General features: G+C 61.2%; 15 protein-coding genes and 5 tRNA genes. 1 reads left to right on the top strand and 19 read right to left on the bottom strand.

Going from position 1 to position 20,054, the window contains the following annotated elements; genetic code table 11:
- Positions 1-1,285: 1,285 nt before the first annotated feature.
- Positions 1,286-1,362: transfer RNA gene (locus tag MKS85_RS21235), tRNA-Val, on the bottom strand.
- Positions 1,363-1,545: 183 nt separating this feature from the next.
- On the opposite strand from MKS85_RS21235, the gene MKS85_RS21230 reads away from it, so the two are divergent.
- Positions 1,546-2,829 (top strand): FAD-binding oxidoreductase, encoded by a 1,284-nt coding sequence (locus MKS85_RS21230; RefSeq protein ID WP_047229232.1) that lies wholly within the window; start codon positions 1,546-1,548, stop codon positions 2,827-2,829.
- 208 nt (positions 2,830-3,037) lie between these two features.
- Here MKS85_RS21230 and MKS85_RS21225 read toward each other — a convergent pair.
- The 18 genes from MKS85_RS21225 to MKS85_RS21140 all read right to left on the bottom strand — a co-directional run bounded on the left by MKS85_RS21225 (position 3,038) and on the right by MKS85_RS21140 (position 20,051).
- A tRNA-Asp gene (locus MKS85_RS21225) sits at positions 3,038-3,114 on the bottom strand.
- An 89-nt stretch (positions 3,115-3,203) separates the two neighbouring features.
- Positions 3,204-3,280: transfer RNA gene (locus MKS85_RS21220), tRNA-Asp, on the bottom strand.
- A gap of 89 nt (positions 3,281-3,369) precedes the next feature.
- Positions 3,370-3,446: transfer RNA gene (locus tag MKS85_RS21215), tRNA-Asp, on the bottom strand.
- A 58-nt stretch (positions 3,447-3,504) separates the two neighbouring features.
- Positions 3,505-3,580 (bottom strand) — tRNA-Val (locus MKS85_RS21210).
- Between the two features lie 169 nt (positions 3,581-3,749).
- Positions 3,750-4,523 carry an SDR family oxidoreductase gene (locus MKS85_RS21205; RefSeq protein ID WP_188251360.1) on the bottom strand — a complete coding sequence of 258 codons (774 nt, stop codon included), beginning with the start codon at positions 4,521-4,523 and terminating at the stop codon, positions 3,750-3,752.
- The gene (locus MKS85_RS21200; RefSeq protein ID WP_047229234.1) at positions 4,520-5,731 is read right to left on the bottom strand and encodes an O-succinylhomoserine sulfhydrylase; all 1,212 of its coding nucleotides are present in this window, start codon (positions 5,729-5,731) and stop codon (positions 4,520-4,522) included. The genes MKS85_RS21205 and MKS85_RS21200 overlap by 4 nt, the downstream gene beginning before the upstream one ends.
- Positions 5,732-5,787: 56 nt before the next feature.
- A complete protein-coding gene (gene purF / locus MKS85_RS21195; protein WP_047229235.1) occupies positions 5,788-7,293 on the bottom strand; it encodes an amidophosphoribosyltransferase in 1,506 nt (501 codons plus the stop codon).
- A gap of 41 nt (positions 7,294-7,334) precedes the next feature.
- The gene (locus MKS85_RS21190) at positions 7,335-7,895 is read right to left on the bottom strand and encodes a CvpA family protein (protein WP_039593931.1); all 561 of its coding nucleotides are present in this window, start codon (positions 7,893-7,895) and stop codon (positions 7,335-7,337) included.
- A gap of 99 nt (positions 7,896-7,994) precedes the next feature.
- The gene (locus tag MKS85_RS21185) at positions 7,995-8,663 is read right to left on the bottom strand and encodes an SPOR domain-containing protein (RefSeq protein ID WP_188251361.1); all 669 of its coding nucleotides are present in this window, start codon (positions 8,661-8,663) and stop codon (positions 7,995-7,997) included.
- The gene (gene folC, locus MKS85_RS21180) at positions 8,647-9,954 is read right to left on the bottom strand and encodes a bifunctional tetrahydrofolate synthase/dihydrofolate synthase (RefSeq protein WP_188251362.1); all 1,308 of its coding nucleotides are present in this window, start codon (positions 9,952-9,954) and stop codon (positions 8,647-8,649) included. The genes MKS85_RS21185 and folC overlap by 17 nt, the downstream gene beginning before the upstream one ends.
- Positions 9,951-10,871 carry an acetyl-CoA carboxylase, carboxyltransferase subunit beta gene (accD, locus tag MKS85_RS21175; RefSeq protein WP_047229238.1) on the bottom strand — a complete coding sequence of 307 codons (921 nt, stop codon included), beginning with the start codon at positions 10,869-10,871 and terminating at the stop codon, positions 9,951-9,953. Before accD ends, folC begins: the two co-directional genes overlap by 4 nt.
- Positions 10,872-11,136: 265 nt before the next feature.
- Positions 11,137-11,760 (bottom strand): phosphoribosylanthranilate isomerase, encoded by a 624-nt coding sequence (locus MKS85_RS21170; RefSeq protein WP_092400407.1) that lies wholly within the window; start codon positions 11,758-11,760, stop codon positions 11,137-11,139.
- 62 nt (positions 11,761-11,822) lie between these two features.
- Positions 11,823-12,647, bottom strand: a complete 825-nt coding sequence (gene truA / locus MKS85_RS21165; protein ID WP_047229296.1) for a tRNA pseudouridine(38-40) synthase TruA — start codon at positions 12,645-12,647, stop codon at positions 11,823-11,825.
- Positions 12,648-12,951: 304 nt separating this feature from the next.
- Entirely contained in the window at positions 12,952-15,516 is a 2,565-nt protein-coding gene (locus MKS85_RS21160; protein WP_139049563.1) for a FimV/HubP family polar landmark protein, read from the bottom strand.
- A gap of 208 nt (positions 15,517-15,724) precedes the next feature.
- The gene (locus MKS85_RS21155; protein ID WP_076383917.1) at positions 15,725-16,735 is read right to left on the bottom strand and encodes an aspartate-semialdehyde dehydrogenase; all 1,011 of its coding nucleotides are present in this window, start codon (positions 16,733-16,735) and stop codon (positions 15,725-15,727) included.
- Positions 16,736-16,985: 250 nt separating this feature from the next.
- Positions 16,986-18,098 (bottom strand): aspartate-semialdehyde dehydrogenase, encoded by a 1,113-nt coding sequence (asd, locus tag MKS85_RS21150; protein WP_047229242.1) that lies wholly within the window; start codon positions 18,096-18,098, stop codon positions 16,986-16,988.
- 54 nt (positions 18,099-18,152) lie between these two features.
- Positions 18,153-19,235, bottom strand: coding sequence for a 3-isopropylmalate dehydrogenase (gene leuB / locus MKS85_RS21145; RefSeq protein WP_047229243.1), 1,083 nt, complete (start codon positions 19,233-19,235; stop codon positions 18,153-18,155).
- 51 nt (positions 19,236-19,286) lie between these two features.
- Entirely contained in the window at positions 19,287-20,051 is a 765-nt protein-coding gene (locus tag MKS85_RS21140; protein ID WP_188251363.1) for a class I SAM-dependent methyltransferase, read from the bottom strand.
- Between the last annotated feature and the right edge of the window lie 3 nt (positions 20,052-20,054).

The following is a 20,054-nucleotide window of genomic DNA, read 5'->3' as shown; positions in this document are numbered from 1 at the left end:
ACATTGGCCGTTCTTCACAGGGGCTAGCGTCTTCTGTGCCTGATAGTTCAGCTACCAGTAACCTGCCCTCCTAACAACGCCAGAAGGGGTAAGCGCTCCACCTCTGAGGGTGGCACCTCGGCCTGTTTACAAACCACCGGCTCGGTCTTCAGAGCGTTCACACCACCACTACACCATTAAAGGTTCGCTATGAAGCTACTGACGTAGAAGCGCCTCACTCTCTGAGACGTACAGTTCAGCGTGTGCTAGGCCCGTTTGCCTATGAATCGCATACATACTCTACCCTCTAACAACCGTCAAACCTAGCCTCTCTGCACCTGACATGTCATTGCCGCTAACGCTCGTACGGACGCCTCAGAGCTCTTAGCTTGGGTGATATACCCAGACACACAATCCCGAAAAGGCAGGCTAATTGCGTAGGAGAGGATCAGCGCAGATAGAAGGATTGACGCAGATAACCATTTCATTAGAGGTACCTCCCCTAGAATTTATGGGATATTTCACGCTTATGATACCAAAATGAAATCATCGACTAAGCTCAATTGCCGATCATGAGATTGCGCATATTTTTTGACAGGAGCAGGAAGATGGCTAAAGCACCAATCGGAACAACAGGGACCACAGGACAGAGCTGCCCAGAGAGTGGGGTTTGGACAGTGGTAGGCACACCGAGCACCTCCGCACCCATTGCGAAGGGGAATCGCTTCCCGCCATACGGCGGCCAAGCAGTAACATGGAAGCTAACGCAGTACGCGTAAGGTTGGCTGAGGGCAGAGCACCCTGCCCTCAATTGCATTCATCAGCGAATGCTGAATTTCTAGCGGAAATTCATGAGCCACATTGCATATATAAGCACCCTCCCCCTAACCCCCTGCCCACCCCTACCAAGCGAGCGCCCACAGAATTCCTACAGCGTCGGCCATGGCGTTCATGATTCAACACAGAGCGTTGGGGTGTAGAGCGTGGCCGATAGGCGTCTGCCGCCTCACAGCAGGCACGTAGCTCAGTTGGTTAGAAAGCCTGCCCTTGTGAGGTACGAACAACGGGCAAGGGAGTGAGCTTGCGAACGTACCACCACCTAGACAAGAAAGTGCTCAAGCCTTACGTATCAATAGGTTAGGTTGAGTCGTTCACAAATCTGAGTGTGAACAGAGGCAGGCATGAATCCACGTTCACATTGCCTTGTGTGAACGAAGCCTATAATTTGTGAACGTTTTCTTAGGCAAAGAAAAAGGGGAACCCTTTCGGATTCCCCCTCACACCGCCCAGCAGAGCGGATTTTGTTTGGTAGGCGCGATTGGACTCGAACCAACGACCCCCACCATGTCAAGGTGGTGCTCTAACCAACTGAGCTACGTGCCTGCTGTGAGGCGGCATTCTACGGAATTCCGAAGGGGTGTCAATACCTTTTTTTCACCTAACCCTATGAATATGCAAAATATTTAATTTCGCCCAAGCGCCGAAGATTTGGCGGTGGCTGGCGGCTGATTTTTATCTCGGGTAGGATCGGCGCATTCGTAAAAAATATAAAACAGAGGTTGCAGAATGGCGAACACACCGTATCCAGAATCTTATTACGCCGCGTCGGCCAATCCGGTTCCAGCTCGCCCTGCCCTGCAGGATGATGTCGAAACGGATGTTTGCGTGATCGGCGCTGGTTACACCGGCCTGTCCTCTGCGCTGTTTCTGCTGGAGAACGGTTTCAAGGTCACGGTCCTTGAGGCGGCAAAGGTCGGCTTTGGGGCTTCGGGTCGTAATGGCGGGCAGATCGTTAACAGTTACAGCCGCGACATCGACGTGATCGAGCGCAGTGTCGGGCCTCAGCAGGCGCAGTTGCTGGGCAATATGGCGTTCGAGGGCGGTCGGATCATTCGCGAGCGGGTGGCGAAGTATCAGATTCAGTGTGATTTGAAGGATGGCGGAGTGTTCGCTGCCCTTACCGCCAAGCAAATGGGCCATCTGGAGTCGCAGAAGCGTTTATGGGAGCGTTTCGGGCATACCCAGTTGGAGTTGCTGGATCAGCGGCGTATTCGCGAGGTGGTGGCCTGCGAGGAGTATGTGGGCGGGATGCTGGACATGAGCGGTGGGCATATTCATCCGCTGAACCTGGCCCTCGGTGAGGCGGCGGCGGTGGAGTCTCTTGGCGGGGTGATTTATGAGCAGTCGCCGGCGGTGCGCATCGAGCGTGGCGCCAGCCCGGTTGTGCATACACCGCAGGGCAAGGTCAGGGCCAAGTTCATCATCGTGGCGGGCAATGCTTACTTGGGCAATTTGGTGCCGGAGCTGGCAGCCAAGTCCATGCCTTGCGGTACACAGGTGATTGCTACCGAACCGTTGGGCGATGAGCTGGCTCGCAGCCTGTTGCCCCAGGATTATTGTGTTGAAGACTGCAATTACTTGCTCGATTACTACCGACTCACGGGCGACAAGCGTCTGATTTTCGGCGGCGGCGTGGTGTATGGCGCGAGGGATCCGGCGAATATTGAAGCGATCATTCGTCCGAAGATGCTCAAGGCATTCCCGCAGCTCAAGGACGTGAAGATCGACTACGCCTGGACCGGAAACTTCCTGCTGACGCTATCGCGCCTTCCGCAGGTCGGGCGCCTGGGGGACAACATTTATTATTCCCAGGGCTGCAGCGGCCATGGCGTGACGTATACGCACCTGGCGGGCAAGGTCCTGGCCGAGGCGCTGCGTGGTCAGGCTGAGCGTTTCGATGCGTTTGCCGATCTGCCGCACTACCCTTTCCCCGGCGGTCAGTTGTTGCGCACGCCGTTCGCGGCGATGGGGGCTTGGTATTACGGGCTGCGGGATAGGCTTGGGTTCTGAGACTCGTCGGACGACTTCATAGAAAAGGGCTGCTGCGCAGCCCAGCGGGAGCAAGCTCCCTCGCCACGGGCGCGTTCCAACCTTTCAGTGTCATTATCCCGAAAACAAAAAACCCCGGTCTTTCGACCAGGGTCTTTGCTATCGACTAGAAGTAGCTTTTCAGCTTTCTTCTTAGCTTCAAGGCGTTCAGTGGGCCTCGAAGCAGATATGGCGCAGCGGACGGGACTCGAACCCGCGACCCCCGGCGTGACAGGCCGGTATTCTAACCGACTGAACTACCGCTGCGTATCGCTATGGACTTGCGTCCAGTTAACTCGTCTGATCCAACCTCTTGGGCTTGGATCTCGAACCAGGCGAACCTGCTTCGGAAAATATGGCGCAGCGGACGGGACTCGAACCCGCGACCCCCGGCGTGACAGGCCGGTATTCTAACCGACTGAACTACCGCTGCGTATCGCTATGGACTTGCGTCCAGTTAACTCGTCTGATCCAACCTCTTGGGCTTGGATCTCGAACCAGGCGAACCTGCTTCGGAAAATATGGCGCAGCGGACGGGACTCGAACCCGCGACCCCCGGCGTGACAGGCCGGTATTCTAACCGACTGAACTACCGCTGCGCGTCGGTGGAGGCTTTTGACAGCTTCCGTCTTGCTTTCGCAAAACTCTCGTAAAACATGGTGGGTGATGACGGGATCGAACCGCCGACATTCTGCTTGTAAGGCAGACGCTCTCCCAGCTGAGCTAATCACCCTTTGCTTCGTTGAGGCCGCGAAATTTACGCAGGTACCGAAGCTAAGTCAATAGCAGGGTTGGATTTTTTTCAAAAACAGTTTCAAGCGGCAAGCTCCAAGCTACAAGTTAAAAGCACTGGATCCACACCGCCCTGCTTGCAGCTTAAAACTTGCCGCTTGCAGCTGCCTTCACTCATAAATCATTTTCTTGGTCATGCCGCCGTCCACCACGAACTCCTGCCCCGTGACAAAACCGGCATTGCGCGACAACAGCCACGCCACCATTGCCGCTACATCCTCCACCGTGCCTACCCTGCCTGCCGGATGCTGAGCATGATCGGCATCGGTGAGCGGCTGCGCGCGACGCTGGGACGGGTCCCGTGCGTCGATCCAGCCGGGGCTGACAGCATTGACCCGGATCTCCGGCCCAAGGCTGATCGCCAAGGCATGGGTCAGGGCGAGCAAGCCGCCCTTGCTCGCCGCATAGGCTTCGGTGTCGGGTTCTGATTGTGCGGCACGGGTCGAGGCCAGGTTGACGATGGCGCCATTGTGGGCACGCAGGTATGGCGCACAATGCTTGGCCAACAGCATGGGACCACCCAGGTTCACCGCCAGGACCCGATTCCAGTAGGCCAGATCCAGGCTTTCCAGGGTGATGTTGTGGGGATCGGCGATGGCCGCGTTGCACACCAGCGCGTCAAGCCGCCCAAACTGGCCCAACACCTCGGCGATTCCCGTGGCGACTTGCGTCTCATCCGCCACATCCATGGTGATGAACCAGGCGTTCTCCCCCAGCGTCTTGGCGACCTTGGAGCCGCGCTCACGATCCAGGTCAGTCAGCACCACCTGCCAGCCTTCACAGATCAGCCAGGTGGCAATCCCCAGGCCGATACCCCGCGCGGCGCCTGTCACCAGAGCTACCCGGCCATGAGTGCCGCCGCGCGGCGTTGCCAGCTCGATCACAAGGCGGCCAACCCACGGGCCAGATCGGCTTGCAGGTCAGCCACGTCCTCCAGACCCACCGCAACGCGGATCAGGCTGTCGCGGATGCCCGCTGCTTCACGCTCCTGGGGCGTCAGGCGACCGTGGGAGGTGGTGCTTGGGTGAGTGATGGTGGTTTTGCTGTCACCCAGGTTGGCGGTGATGGAAATCAACCGGGTGGCGTCGATGAAGCGCCAGGCGCCCTCCTTGCCCCCTTTGACCTCGAAACTCACCACCGCACCGAAACCGCGCTGCTGACGCGCGGCCAGGTCATGTTGCGGATGGCTCTTGAGGCCGGCGTAGTGCACTTTCTCGATGCCATCCTGCTGCTCCAGCCACTCAGCCAGCAGTTGGGCGTTGGCGCAATGGGCTTTCATACGCAGGCCCAGGGTTTCCAGGCCTTTGAGGAAGATCCAGGCGTTGAACGGACTCAAGGTCGGCCCGGCGGTGCGCAGGAAGCCCACCACTTCTTTCATCTGCTCGCCACGACCGGCCACCACGCCGCCCATGCAACGACCCTGGCCATCGATGAACTTGGTCGCCGAATGCACCACCACGTCGGCACCCAGCTTCAGTGGCTGTTGCAACGCCGGCGTGCAGAAGCAGTTATCGACCACCAGCATGGCGCCCTTGGCGTGGGCGATTTCCGCCAACGCGGCGATGTCCACCAGCTCGGCCAGGGGGTTGGACGGCGATTCGACAAACAGCATCTTGGTGTTGGGCTTGATTGCCGCATCCCAACCGGACAAGTCCGCCAGGGGCACGTAATCAACTTCCACGCCGAAACGCTTGAAGTACTTTTCGAACAGGCTGATGGTCGAGCCGAAGACACTGCGCGACACCAGCACGTGGTCGCCAGCGCTGCAAAAGCTCATGACCACGGCCATGATCGCCGCCATGCCGGTGGCGGTGGCCACAGCCTGCTCGGCACCTTCCAGAGCGGCGAGGCGCTCTTCGAAAGCCCGCACGGTGGGGTTGGTGTAGCGCGAGTAGACGTTGCCCGGCACCTCGCCGGCAAACCGTGCCGCCGCATCGGCAGCGGTACGGAACACGTAGCTGGACGTGAAGAACATCGGATCGCCATGCTCGGCTTCCGGCGTGCGGTGCTGACCGGCGCGGACCGCCAGGGTATCGAACGCTACACCCTCAAGGTCGCTGTCCAGCCGACCGGCATCCCAATCCTGACTCATGCTGTCGCTCCTGTAGTCATTAAACGCAAACCGGCCCCTCAGGGCCGGCTTGTCACTCAGTTGTTGTACAGATCGATGATCGCGCTGACCGCCTGGGTCTTGGCCTTGGACGCATCGTTACGAGCGTTCTCGATCTTGTTCAGGTAGGCCTCATCGACGTCACCGGTGACGTACTTGCCGTCAAACACTGCGCAGTCGAACTGCTCGATCTTGATCTTGCCACCACCCACCGCTTCTATCAGGTCCGGCAGGTCCTGATAGATCAGCCAGTCGGCGCCGATCAGGTCGGCCACTTCCTGGGTAGTGCGATTGTGGGCGATCAGCTCGTGGGCGCTCGGCATGTCGATGCCGTAGACGTTCGGATAACGCACGGCCGGCGCCGCCGAGCAGAAGTATACGTTCTTGGCACCGGCTTCACGGGCCATTTGGATGATCTGCTTGCACGTGGTTCCGCGCACGATGGAGTCATCCACCAGCATCACGTTCTTGCCGCGAAATTCCAGTTCGATGGCGTTGAGCTTCTGGCGTACCGATTTTTTCCGCGCGGCCTGGCCGGGCATGATGAAGGTACGGCCGATGTAACGGTTCTTCACGAAGCCTTCGCGGAACTTGACGCCCAGGTGGTTCGCCAGCTCCAGGGCCGCGGTGCGGCTGGTGTCCGGGATCGGGATGACCACGTCGATGTCGTGGTCCGGCCGCTCGCGCAAGATCTTGTCGGCCAGTTTCTCGCCCATGCGCAGGCGGGCCTTATAGACCGAGATGCCGTCGATGATCGAGTCCGGGCGCGCCAGGTAGACGTGCTCGAAGATGCACGGAGTCAGGCTCGGGTTGGTCGCGCACTGACGGGTGAACAACTTGCCGTCTTCGGTGATGTAGACCGCTTCGCCCGGGGCCAGGTCGCGAATCAGGGTGAAGCCCAACACATCCAGGGACACGCTTTCCGAGGCAATCATGTACTCGACGCCTTCGTCGGTGTGACGCTGGCCGAACACGATCGGGCGGATGCCATGGGGGTCGCGGAAACCGACGATGCCGTAACCGGTGATCATCGCCACGACCGAGTAGCCGCCGACGCAGCGGTTATGCACGTCGGTCACAGCGGCGAACACGTCTTCTTCGGTAGGCTGCAGCTTGCCGCGCTGGGCCAGTTCATGGGCGAAGACGTTGAGCATCACTTCCGAGTCGGAGTTGGTATTGACGTGGCGCAGGTCCGATTCGTAGATCTCCTTGGCCAACTGCTCGACGTTGGTCAGGTTGCCGTTGTGCGCCAACGTGATGCCGTACGGCGAGTTGACGTAGAACGGCTGGGCTTCGGCCGAAGTCGAGCTGCCCGCTGTTGGGTAGCGCACATGGCCAATGCCCATGTGACCGACCAGGCGCTGCATGTGACGCTGATGGAACACGTCACGCACCAGCCCGTTGTCCTTGCGCAGGAATAACCGGCCGTCATGGCTGGTCACGATACCGGCAGCGTCCTGGCCGCGGTGCTGGAGCACGGTTAGCGCGTCATACAGCGCCTGATTGACGTTCGACTTACCGACGATACCGACGATGCCACACATGCGACACAACCCCTACTTAATGGATCTGAACTGAACAACACTCACTGCGGCGTTTTGGCCATCGGCAAGAGTTGTTCCTTGAACGGTATTTCAGCGGGTACGCTGATACCGCTGGCAAGCCACTGACTGCTCCAACCCAGGATCAGGTTCTTGGACCAGTCTGCGACCAATAGAAATTGTGGCACGAGCCGGGACTCCTGCCACCACGTATCCTGCTGTACCGGCCCCAGGCTCAATAGCCCGACAGCCACGACCACCAGCAACGCGCCACGCGCCGCGCCGAAGGCCATGCCCAGGAACCGGTCCGTCCCGGAAAGCCCGGTGACGCGAATCAGTTCGCCGATCAGGTAGTTGATCATTGCGCCGACCAGCAAGGTGGCGATAAACAAGATGGCACAGCCCGCGATCACGCGGGCCGACGGAGTTTCAATGTATCCGGCGAGGTACTGGGACAACGAACCACCAAACATCCAGGCTACGACCCCCGCGATGATCCAGGTCAGCAGCGAGAGGGCTTCCTTGACGAAGCCGCGGCTCAGACTGATCAATGCGGAGATGGCGACGATTGCAACGATCGCCCAGTCAACCCAGGTAAATGGCACGGTGCAGCCTACAGACGGATAAGGCGGCGCATTTTAGCAGAGGCCAGAGCTGTCGGTAAGCTGCGATTGTCAGTGTGATTCAAATCAGGCAAACCGCCGTCAACCGCGCTCAGGCTGAAAACGCACCACAAAACCCTTGAGGTTCTGCTGGCGGCTGAGCAGGTCCCGCAGCCGATCGGCCTCGGCACGCTCGATCAGCGGCCCCACAAATACGCGATTCTTGCCATCGGCGGTGCGGATATAGGCGTTGTAGCCCTGGCTGCGCAGGGTTTTCTGCAGTTTTTCGGCACTCTCACGATTGCTCAGGCTGGCCAACTGAACGGACCAACTGACCGACAGACCGTTGGCGTCCACGCGGCTTTGCGTGGTATCCGGCTTGGCCGGGGCTGCGGTAATCGGTTGGGTCGGCGCCGGCTTGGCCACCGGTGCTGCCGGGGCTGGAGCGACTGCCGGCTTGCTCGGAGCCGGCGCTGCTGTGGCGGGCGCCGCCGGCGCAGGCTCAATCGGCAGGGAAGGCGCAGGTTGCTCGGCCAGCTCCTCGTCGCTCGGAACGGGTTCCTGGGGTAGCGCTTCAGGTTCAGGCACCAGCACCGGCTCGACCTGCACGGGCGCAACAGACGGCGCCTGAGGGGCAGCCGGAGCGTCGACCGTAACCTGGCGCTGCTCATCCTGACGAGAAAACAGCATCGGCAGGAAAATCACCGCCAAGGCCACCAATACCAGGGCCCCGACCATGCGCTGCTTGTACGCTTTATCCAGCAATGCCATCTGCAGCTTCCTCCGTGGAGCGCCGGGCCAGCCATTGAAGGGCCTCGGCAACACAAAAAAATGATCCGAACAGCAGGATCTCATCGTCGACCGTCGCCAGGGCGCACTGCCCTTCCAGCGCCGCGGCCACGCTGTCATAAGTCTCTACGCAAGCGCCGCGACGCTGCAAGGCTTCCCGTAGTTCGGCAGCCGGGCGCGAGCGCGGAGAATCCAGCGGTGCTACCGCCCAATGCTGGACACTAGCACCCAACGCATCGACAACGCCATCCAGATCCTTGTCGCCAAGCAGCCCGAACACCGCCAGGCGGCGCCCGGCTACCGGCCGCCGCGCCAGGCGCTCAGCCAGATACTGCGCCGCATGAGGGTTGTGGCCGACATCAAGCAGCAGATTCAGGCGCTTGCCGTGCCAATCGAACTGGCGACGATCTAGACGACCGACGACGCGAGTCGCTTGCAACGCTTCGATAATTTGCCCGGCATGCCATGGCAGGTCCAGCAACAGGTAGGCCTGGAGCGCCAGCGCGGCGTTTTCCATCGGCAGCTCCAGCAGCGGCAAATCGTGCAGTTCCACCGGATTGCCCCGGGCGTCACTGCCCCGCCATTGCCAATGCTGCTCAGTCATTGCCAGGTCGAAATCCCGCCCGCGCAGGAAGAACGGGCAGCTCAGCTCGCGGACCTTGTCCAGCAACGGTTGAGGGGGATTGAGGTCACCACAGAGCGCAGGCGCGCCCGGGCGGAAGATGCCGGCTTTCTCGAAGGCGACGGACTCACGGGTGTCACCCAGATAATCGGTATGGTCCACACCGATGCTGGTGACCAGCGCAACGTCCGCATCCACCAGATTGACAGCATCGAGCCGGCCACCCAGGCCGACTTCAAGCACCACGGCATCAAGACCGGCACCCGCGAACAGCCAGAACGCCGCCAGGGTACCCATCTCGAAATAGGTAAGGGAAATCTCGCCCCGCCCGGCTTCCACCGCAGCAAAGGCTTCGCACAACTCGGCGTCAGAGGCTTCGACGCCGTTGATCTGCACCCGCTCGTTGTAGCGCAACAGGTGCGGCGAACTGTAGACACCTACGCTCAACCCCTGGGCCCGCAACAGCGAGGCCACGAAGGCGCAGGTCGAACCCTTGCCATTGGTGCCGGTAACGGTGATGACCCGGGGCGCCGGCTTGGCCAGTCCCATGCGGGACATTACCGCTTGCGAGCGCTCCAGCCCCATGTCGATGGCTGACGGATGCAACTGCTCAAGGTAGGCAAGCCAATCGCCCAGGGTACGTTGGGTCATATGTTCGCTGGCACCGGCGGAACCACGATCGGCTCGATGGGGGCGGCGACGAATTTCGGGGTCGGCAGGCCCATCAGTTGCGCCAGCAGATTGCCCAGACGCGGACGCAACTCCTGGCGGTGGATGATCATGTCGATGGCGCCGTGCTCCAGCAGGAACTCACTGCGCTGGAAGCCTTCCGGCAATTTTTCGCGCACGGTCTGCTCGATAACGCGCGGACCGGCAAAACCGATCAGCGCCTTCGGCTCGCCAACGATCACATCGCCCAGCATCGCCAGGCTGGCGGAAACGCCGCCGTAGACCGGATCGGTCAGCACCGAGATGAACGGAATGCCTTCTTCCCGCAGACGCGCCAGCACCGCGGAGGTCTTGGCCATTTGCATCAGGGAGATCAGCGCTTCCTGCATACGTGCACCGCCGGAAGCGGCAAAGCAGATCATCGGGCAACGGTTTTCCAGGGCATGGTTGGCGGCACGCACGAAGCGCTCACCGACGATGGCCCCCATGGAGCCCCCCATGAAGGAGAACTCGAAGGCCGAAACCACCACCGGCATGCCCAGCAGGGTGCCGCTCATGGACACCAGGGCGTCTTTTTCGCCGGTCTGCTTCTGGGCCGCGGTCAGGCGATCCTTGTACTTCTTGCCGTCGCGGAATTTCAGGCGGTCCACCGGCTCCAGGTCGGCACCCAGCTCAACACGGCCTTCGGCGTCCAGGAAGATGTCGATACGGGCACGCGCACCGATGCGCATGTGATGGTTGCACTTGGGGCAAACGTCCAGGGTCTTTTCCAGCTCGGGGCGGTACAGCACCGCTTCGCAGGATGGACATTTGTGCCACAGACCTTCAGGCACCGAGCTTTTTTTCACCTCGGAACGCATGATCGAAGGGATCAGTTTGTCTACCAACCAGTTGCTCATGCTTTCTTTCTCCAGTACCGGTGACCCGAACGCTCTGGTTCGCGGTCCCGCGTATGCCCTTGAGCTAAATTCATTGTGCGGCGAGGGTCGAGGGACCACCACGATCAGCGCGAAGCATGACCTGCGTGCAGCCCAACCTCCTCAGCCATCCCGGCAACCGCGGCACCGCGGCTACCACTACGCTATCGGCCCACCCGGAGGCGGCGCCTGCCTGCTTTGTACAGTGCTGGTATGGACGGCGGCAGTCTGCCAGCCGTCACATTGACTACTGGCTGCTGCGTACAGCGGCCATGAACGCACGAATCCTGGCCGGATCCTTGATGCCCTTGCTTTGCTCTACCCCACCGCTGACATCGACCGCGTAAGGGCGAACCTGACGGATGGCTTCGGCCACGTTTTGCGCCGTCAACCCACCGGCGAGGATAATCGGTTTGCTCAGGCCCTGGGGCACCAGCGACCAGTCGAATGCTTCACCAGTCCCACCGGGAACGCCTTCCACATAGGTGTCCAGCAGTATGCCACTGGCACCGGCAAAGGCATCGCAACTGGCCGCGATGTCATCACCGGCCTTGACCCGCAACGCCTTGATGTACGGCCGATGCCAGCCCTCGCAATCGGCCGGCGCCTCGTCCCCGTGAAACTGCAACAGGGCCAACGGCACCGCGTCGAGTATCTCGCCCAGCTCACAACGACTGGCGTTGACGAACAGGCCGACGGGGGTCACGAACGGAGGCAAGGCCCGGATGATCGCCCTCGCCTGCTGCACCGTCACCGCGCGCGGGCTCTTGGCATAAAACACCAGCCCGATGGCATCGGCACCAGCCTCCACCGCCGCCAGCGCGTCCTCGACGCGGGTGATCCCGCAAATCTTGCTGCGAACGGCCGGCATGTCGTCAAAACCTCAGGCAAATCCGTGAAAGTCCCGGATGGTAGCAAATGCTGCGCAGGGCGTCAGCCGTCGAGTTCCGAGAAGCCCGTGAGGAAATGTGGCCCGATGTAACGCTGTGGCAGCTCGAATTCATCGTGGTATTCGACCTGCACCAGGTACAGGCCAAACGGGTGCGCCGTCACGCCGCCGGAACGCCGGATGCGGCTTTCAAGCACTTCCTTGATCCACTCCACCGGCCGCTCACCGGCACCGATGGTCATCAGCACCCCCGCGATGTTGCGCACCATGTGATGCAGGAAGGCGCTGGCGCGGATATCGAGCACGATCATTTTGCCGTGGCGGGTCACCCGCAGGTGATGCAGCTCTTTGATCGGTGACTTGGCCTGGCACTGGCCGGCGCGAAAGGCACTGAAATCATGAACACCGACCAGGTACTGCGCGGCTTCAGCCATGCGCTCGACGTCCAGCGGACGGTGGTTCCAGGTGATTTCTTCGTTCAGATGCGCGGGGCGGATCTGGTCGTTGTAGATCACGTAGCGATAACGCCGGGCGATGGCCTTGAAGCGTGCATGGAAATGCGCCGGCATTGCCTTGGCCCAGCTGACACTGACGTCGTGAGGCAAGTTGATGTTGGCCCCCATGACCCAGGCCTTCATCGAACGCTCGACCTGGGTGTCGAAATGCACCACCTGGCCGCAGGCGTGCACGCCGGCATCGGTACGGCCGGCACAATGCAGCGACACGGGCGAATCAGCGACTTTGGACAGTGCGTTTTCGAGGGTTTCCTGCACCGTCGCCACACCGGAGGCCTGGCGCTGCCAGCCGCGATAGCGCGAGCCTTTATATTCAACGCCCAGGGCGATCCGGAAAAAGCCGTCGGCCGCCATTTCGGCGGCCGGGTTGTCTATGTTTGCCAAGGAATTACAGCCTGCTGAAGTACGCAAAGGCGGGCATTATAAGGCCGACGGGATGGGATGCCAGTCCAACCGGTGGTCATGTGTTGAATGTACTGGCGCCATCGCGAGCAGGCTCGCTCCCACAAGGGATCTGTGCTGGGCGCAGGATTTGTGAATACTCGAGAACCTCTGTGGGAGCGAGCCTGCTCGCGATGAGGCCCGCCAGCCAACCTAAACTCCAGCCCAAACAAAAACGGCAGCCTCACCGGCTGCCGCTTTTGTTTACCCGATCACCTCAGGCCAGGCGCGACAACATTTCCTGCGCCTCGCTCTTCTGCGTGGCATCGCCTTCGCTGAGGACTTCGCCGAGGATATCCCGGGCACCATCGTTGTCACCCATGTCGATGTAGGCCTGGGCCAGATCGAGCTTGGTCGCCACTTCATCGGTACCGCTGAGGAAGTCGAAATCCGGCTCATCGTCGGCACTGGCCAACGCGTCTTCGGCAGTGAAAGTCGGCTGAGCGAGGCTGTCGGACAGGCGCTCAAGCTCGGCATTGACATCGTCCAGTTCGGACTCGAAGGCGTCCTTGGGTTTGTCTTGCACGTCCATTTCATCGGCCAGGGACAGGTCGAAATCTTCCGGCAGCTCAAGGTCGTCAGACGGGGTGTCGGCCACCGCAGGGGTTTGGACGGCAGGCTCATCCAGGCCCTTGAGGTCGTCATCCAGGTCCAGCAGGAAGTCTTCGTCGGCCAGGGCCGGCGTCGGCGCCGGGGCGTCGGCACCCAGGTCAAGGTCGAACTCCGACAGGTCATCCAGGCTTTCATTGGCCTCGGTCTGCTGCTTGAGCAACGATTCGAAGTCCAGGTCATCATCGGATGGGAATGCATCCAGCTCGACGACAGGCTCTGGCTCAGGCGTTGCCGGTGCGGCTTCCAGATCCTCAAGGCTCAGGTCGAAGGCGCTGTCGAGCTCCTCATCGGTGGGCGGCGTGTCTTCCAGCAAATCCTTGACGTACTGGGCGTCCAACTCGGCAGCGACTGCCGCTGCGGCCAGACCGGCAGTGGTGGCGACCACCATGGCCGGGAAACGGCTTTTGAGCTGTTCGACCTGGGCATAGTTTTCGCCGTTGGCCACCAGTTGGCGCTCTTGGGCAACAAAAGCATCGCGGTCGCCCTGCTGACCGTAGACTTCCATCAGTTTCAGGCGCAGGTCGCTGCGCTGAGGCTCGGCCTTGATGCCTTGCTCAAGCAGATCGGCCGCCTGATTCAAACGACCACGATCAATGTGGGACTGGGCCTGCCCCAGCACATCGTCGGAACGCTCGGCAGCCGGAGCCACCAATGGCGCGGCGATCGGCGGCGTGACGATCACGGGAGCAATCACCGGGGCTGGCTTGGGCGCTGGCGCGGGAGCGGGTTTTGGTTCGAGCTTTACGCTTGGCGGTGGAACTTCAATGCCCTCGAAGCTGCTCGGGGGCAGATCGAGCTCCGGGGAGAAATCAGCCTCCTCCTCGAGGGCTCGGGCCATGCGCAAGTGCTTCTCGGCTTCCTGTTGCGCCTTGCGGCGACGGGCCAGCAACAGCAGCAACAACAGCAGGATCAACGCGCCACCGCCAACCAGACCCAACAGGATCGGATTGGTCAGCAGATCGTTGTACTTTTGTTCGCTGGACGCTGCCGGAGCTGGCTCCACGGGAGTCGCGGGCGGCGTCGCTTCAGGCGCGGGCGCAGGAGCTTGTGCCGTTGGGTCCGGCGTCAATTCTGCCGACATCGCCGGGGCCGACTCATCGAGCGGCGGTACGGCGACACCATCAGCCTGCATTTTGGCCAGCTGATTGTTCTTCAGCTCGATCAGGCGCTGCAGCTTGTCCAGTTGGCTCTGCAGATCCGCCATGCGGCTTTTGAGCTCTTCATTGTCGCGGCGAGCCGAATCGAGGCTTTCCTGGGTGACCGCGAGCTGGTTGCTCAGGGCTTGGGCATCGCCGGCAGCGCCTTTGGCGCCGGCCTTCGCGGCCTCGGCGGAGACCAGACTCAGATTATCGCGACCGGCCGCCTGGGCCGGTGCAGCTTGACTGCCACCACGCTTGGTACCGTCCAACTGCTGCTGGCCGGAACGCGCAACGCCCCGCCGCCCCTGGCGCCAGGCGGCATTCTGCGCAGCCACTTCAGCGATAGCCTGGGGTTGCGGCAACGCGGTGCTTTGCACCGGGTCCGGCAGACGCAATACCTTGCCGGTCTTGAGCAGATTGATGTTGCCGTTGATGAATGCGTCCGGGTTCAACGCCTGGATCGCCAGCATGGTTTGCTGGATCGACCCGCCGTTGCGCACCTTGGCAGCAATTTCCCAAAGTGTATCGCGCGGCGTGGTGGTGTATTGGGAAGGCTTGGTGGCGCCCGTCACCGGCGTGGAGACGACCTGGGACGGCTTCGTCCGGGCGGCGTCAGCCGCCTGGGGGGAGAATTTGGAAGGGTCGATCAACACGCTGTAGTCGCGCAACAGGCGGCCATTGGGCCACATCACCTGCACCAGAAACTTGACCATCGGCTCCGACAGCGGCTGGCTGGAAGTCACCCGCAAGACGCTCTTGCCATTGGCATTGATTACCGGGGTGAAGGTCAGGTCATTGAGAAACGCCTGGCGGTCGATCCCGGCCTTGGCAAACTCCTCGGGCGAGGCCAGGCTCGGCACGACTTCGGCGGCGGTCAATTGCTGGACGTCGAGCAGCTCGATCTCGGCGACCAGAGGCTGGTTCGGCGGCGACTTCAGGGTCAATTCCCCGAGCCCGAGTGCTTGCGCCATACCGGAGGACAGCGCCGAGGCGGCCGCTATTGCTAACACCAGTTTGCGAACTTGAACCATAGCCTCTTCCTTTGTTTGAACATTCCTCGGCCAGCGAGAAGGTGTTGATGCCGCTGCCGTAAGGCATTGCGCGCCCCCCGAAGCAACGGCGCGCGCGATCGTTTCACTCATGCTCGGGGAAAGCCCCGAGAGGGAGGTTCGCCTTCAGCACTCTGGCCAAGCATAGCGCCCAGCTAGAATCATTCGACAAATTGTTGCCAAGTATCTTTTACAGCAGGTCTTTTATCAACAACTCAGCCACTTGCACAGCATTGAGCGCCGCGCCCTTGCGTACGTTATCTGACGTCAGCCACATATTTAGTTCCGCCGGGTCATCGATCCCCCCGCGCACACGTCCAACGTAGACTACATCCTGCCCTACCGCATCGCCCACCGGGGTCGGGTAATCGCCCGCCTCCACCAGCTCGATGCCGGGTGCCGCCTCCAAGGCTGCGTTGACTTTCGCCAGGTCGACGGCGCCGGCTGCCTGCACAGTCACGCTAAAGCTATCGCCAAAAAACACCGGGGCTTGAATGCAAGTGACGGAAATCTTTAACGAAGGCTGTTCCAGCACCTGACGCAATTCACGCACCAGACGCTTTTCCAGCAGCGTGTGACCCTGCTCGTCCGGGGTACCCACCTGAGCCAGCAGGTTGAACGCCATTTGCCGATCGAAAAATTTCGGCTCAAGGGGACGTGCATTGAGCAACTCGGCAGTCTGACGGGCCAGCTCACTGACGGCGGCGCGGCCCTGAGCGGACACAGCGAGACTGGCGGTCAGGCTGATACGCTGCAACGCCAGGCATTGGCGCAGCGGCGCCAGCACCACGGCCAGCGCGGTCGCCGACGCACTGGGACTGCTGACTTGAAACGGCTTGCTCAGACCCGCCAGCAGCCCGGCGTTGGCTTCCGGCACGATCTGCGGCGCCTGCTCAGGCGGCAGGGCGCCGGACAGGTCAATCAACGCGCAACCGGCCGCCGTGGCACGCGGGGCGAAGCTCAGGGTCACCGCCGGGCCGGCGGCAAAAAACACCAGTTGGACTTTGCCGAAATCAAATTCGTCGACTTCGCGCACCCGCACATTTTTGCCGCGAAACATCACCGAGCTTCCTGCCGACTCGCTGCTGGCCAGCAGGTGCAGGTTGCCGATCGGGAAGTCACGTTCTTCGAGAATCTGGACAAGGGTTTCGCCGACAGTACCGGTGGCGCCGATCACGGCAATATCAAAGGACTGGCTCATGGGTCTACCTCAGGTAAAACGTGGGGAGCGGCACTTTACCGGGTGGGGGGTATGCAGGCAATTGGCAGGGGAGTTTGCAGTGGTTGTACTGGCCCCATCGCGAGCAAGCTCGCTCCCACAGGTGTTGTGGCCACTGAAGATCCACTGTGGGAGCGAGCTTGCTCGCGATGACGATGTCACGGACGACACCGTTCCCATAAAAAAACCCGCACCTCTCACAAGGCACGGGCTCTTTCACAGCAGAGACCGATCAACGCTCGAGCAGAATCCGCAGCATGCGACGCAGCGGTTCGGCCGCGCCCCACAGCAACTGGTCGCCGACGGTGAAGGCACCGACGAATTGCGAGCCCATGTTCAACTTGCGCAGACGACCCACCGGTACGTTCAAGGTGCCGGTGACCTTGGTCGGGCTCAGCTCCTGCATGCTGATTTCGCGGTTGTTCGGCACCAGCTTGACCCAAGGGTTGTGCTGGCTGATCAGCCCTTCGATGTCGGCGATCGGCACGTCTTTGTTCAACTTGATGGTCAGCGCCTGGCTGTGGCAGCGCATGGCACCGATACGCACGCAGATGCCGTCCACCGGGATCGGGCTCTTGAAGCGACCGAGGATCTTGTTGGTTTCGGCCTGGGCCTTCCACTCTTCACGGCTCTGGCCGTTCGGCAGTTCCTTGTCGATCCACGGGATCAGGCTGCCGGCCAACGGCACGCCGAAGTTCTCGGTCGGGTACGCATCGCTGCGCATCGCCTCGGCGACCTTGCGATCGATGTCCAGGATGGCGCTGGCCGGGTTGGCCAGGTCATCGGCGACAGCGGCGTGGGTCGCACCCATTTGCTTGATCAGTTCACGCATGTTCTGCGCGCCGGCCCCCGAGGCCGCCTGATAGGTCATGGCACTCATCCACTCCACCAGACCGGCCTCGAACAGGCCGCCCAGGCCCATCAGCATCAGGCTTACGGTGCAGTTGCCGCCAATGTAGTTCTTGGTGCCCGCGTCCAGTTGCTGGTCGATGACCTTGCGGTTCACCGGGTCGAGAATGATCACGGCGTCGTCCTGCATGCGCAGGCTGGAGGCGGCGTCGATCCAGTAACCCTGCCAGCCGGCTTCACGCAGTTTCGGGAAGACTTCGCTGGTGTAGTCGCCACCCTGACAGGTCAGGATCACATCAAGGGTCTTGAGCTCGTCAATGCTGTAGGCATCCTTGAGCGCACCGGTGTCCTTGCCCACGGACGGGCCCTGGCCACCGACATTGGAGGTGGTGAAAAACACCGGTTCAATGAGATCGAAATCCTGCTCTTCCAGCATTCGCTGCATGAGCACGGAACCGACCATGCCGCGCCAACCGATCAGACCTACACGTTTCATCGCAACTACACCTATACAAAAGTGGGCCACCGTCGAAGCGGTGGGCCGCAAAGATTACAGATTACGCAACGCGGCGACTACTGCATCGCCCATTTGCTGCGTACCGACTTTGGTACAACCGGTCGACCAGATGTCGCCCGTGCGCAAACCTTGATCCAATACCACACTGACCGCCTTCTCGATGGCATCAGCCGCGTCATTGAGACTGAAGCTGTAGCGCAGCATCATCGACACCGACAGGATGGTTGCCAACGGGTTGGCAATGCCCTGCCCGGCAATGTCCGGCGCCGAACCGTGGCATGGCTCGTACATGCCTTTGTTGTTGGCATCCAGGGAGGCCGACGGCAGCATGCCGATGGAGCCGGTGAGCATCGAGGCTTCATCGGACAGGATGTCACCGAACATATTGTCGGTGACGATCACGTCGAACTGCTTGGGCGCGCGCACCAGTTGCATGGCGGCGTTGTCGACGTACATGTGGCTCAGTTCGATGTCCGGGTAATCCTTGGCCACCTGCTCGACCACTTCGCGCCACAGCTGGCTGGAAGCCAGGACGTTGGCCTTGTCCACCGAGCACAGTTTTTTGCCGCGCACCCGTGCCATATCAAAACCGACCCGGGCGATACGGCGGATTTCGCTCTCGCTGTACGGCAAGGTGTCGTAGGCCTGACGCTCGCCATTATCCAGCTCACGGGTGCCGCGCGGGGCGCCGAAGTAGATACCGCCGGTCAGTTCACGGACGATGAGGATGTCCAGGCCCGAAACGATTTCCGGCTTCAGGCTCGAAGCGTCGGCCAGTTGCGGGTAGAGGATTGCCGGACGCAGATTGCCGAACAGGCCCAGTTGCGCACGGATCTTCAGCAGGCCGCGCTCAGGACGGATGTCGCGTTCGATCTTGTCCCATTTCGGGCCGCCCACGGCGCCCAGCAGTACGGCATCGGCGGCACGCGCGCGATCCAGGGTTTCATCGGCCAGGGGGACGCCATGCTTGTCGATCGCAGCGCCGCCGATCACATCGTGGCTGAGTTCAAAGCCCAGGCCGTACTTGTCGTTCGCCAGTTCCAGGACCTTGACCGCTTCGGCCATGATTTCCGGGCCAATACCGTCGCCTGGGAGAATCAGAATCTGCTTGCTCATGTTTTCCTCGTTTGCTCTGTCGGCCCGCGCTTGGACTGGCCGGAAAAAGTGCTATCGCTCGGCCCACAGCACCAGTACGTCTGTACTGAACGAACCATCGGCCTCAATCTCAAAATATTCACGCACCTCAACACCCATCGATCGCTGCAGCTCACGGATCGCCCCACGCATCACTTCGGGGGTGCGCATGCGCTCGACCCACGACTGGTACTCCAGGCGCAGACGCTGGCGCGTGGTGCTGCGGGTATGCAACCCCGCCTCGCTGACCTGGCGCAACCACTCGCCGGCCGAATAATCGCGAACATGGCTGGTGTCACGCAGCACCTCAACGCTTTGCAGGTACGTGTCCAACAACGGCATGCCGGGTGACAGGACATCAATGAACGCCGCCACTCCACCCGGCTTGAGCACCCGGCGCACTTCCCGCAGCGCCAAGCCCAGGTCGCTCCAATGATGCGCCGAATAGCGGCTGAACACGAAGTCGAACTCAGCGTTAGCGAACGGCAGGCGTTCGGCGGCGCCGCACACCGTGGTGATGTTACTCAGACCACGATCCGCTGCCGCCGTAGCTACAACGTCAAGCATTGGCTGGGACAGGTCGTAGGCCACCACTTCACCGGCCAGCGGCGCCACATGGAAACTCACGTGCCCAGCGCCGCAGCCCAGGTCCAGCACACGGGCCTCGCCGCGCCCGGCAAGCTCAGCCTGCAGCAGGGCGAACTCAGTGCCCTGGGCGTGCACGGCACTGCTCAGATAGGCCGAAGCCTGTTCACCGAATTGCTTTTGTACGACCTGACTGTGGGCGGTGGTGGTCATGGG

Source organism: Pseudomonas sp. JL2, from assembly GCF_031570495.1.
In the GTDB taxonomy this organism is placed as follows: domain Bacteria; phylum Pseudomonadota; class Gammaproteobacteria; order Pseudomonadales; family Pseudomonadaceae; genus Aquipseudomonas; species Aquipseudomonas rhizophila.
The sequence above is the reverse complement of the archived record's forward strand: the minus strand, read 5'-3'. Positions and strand labels throughout refer to the sequence as shown.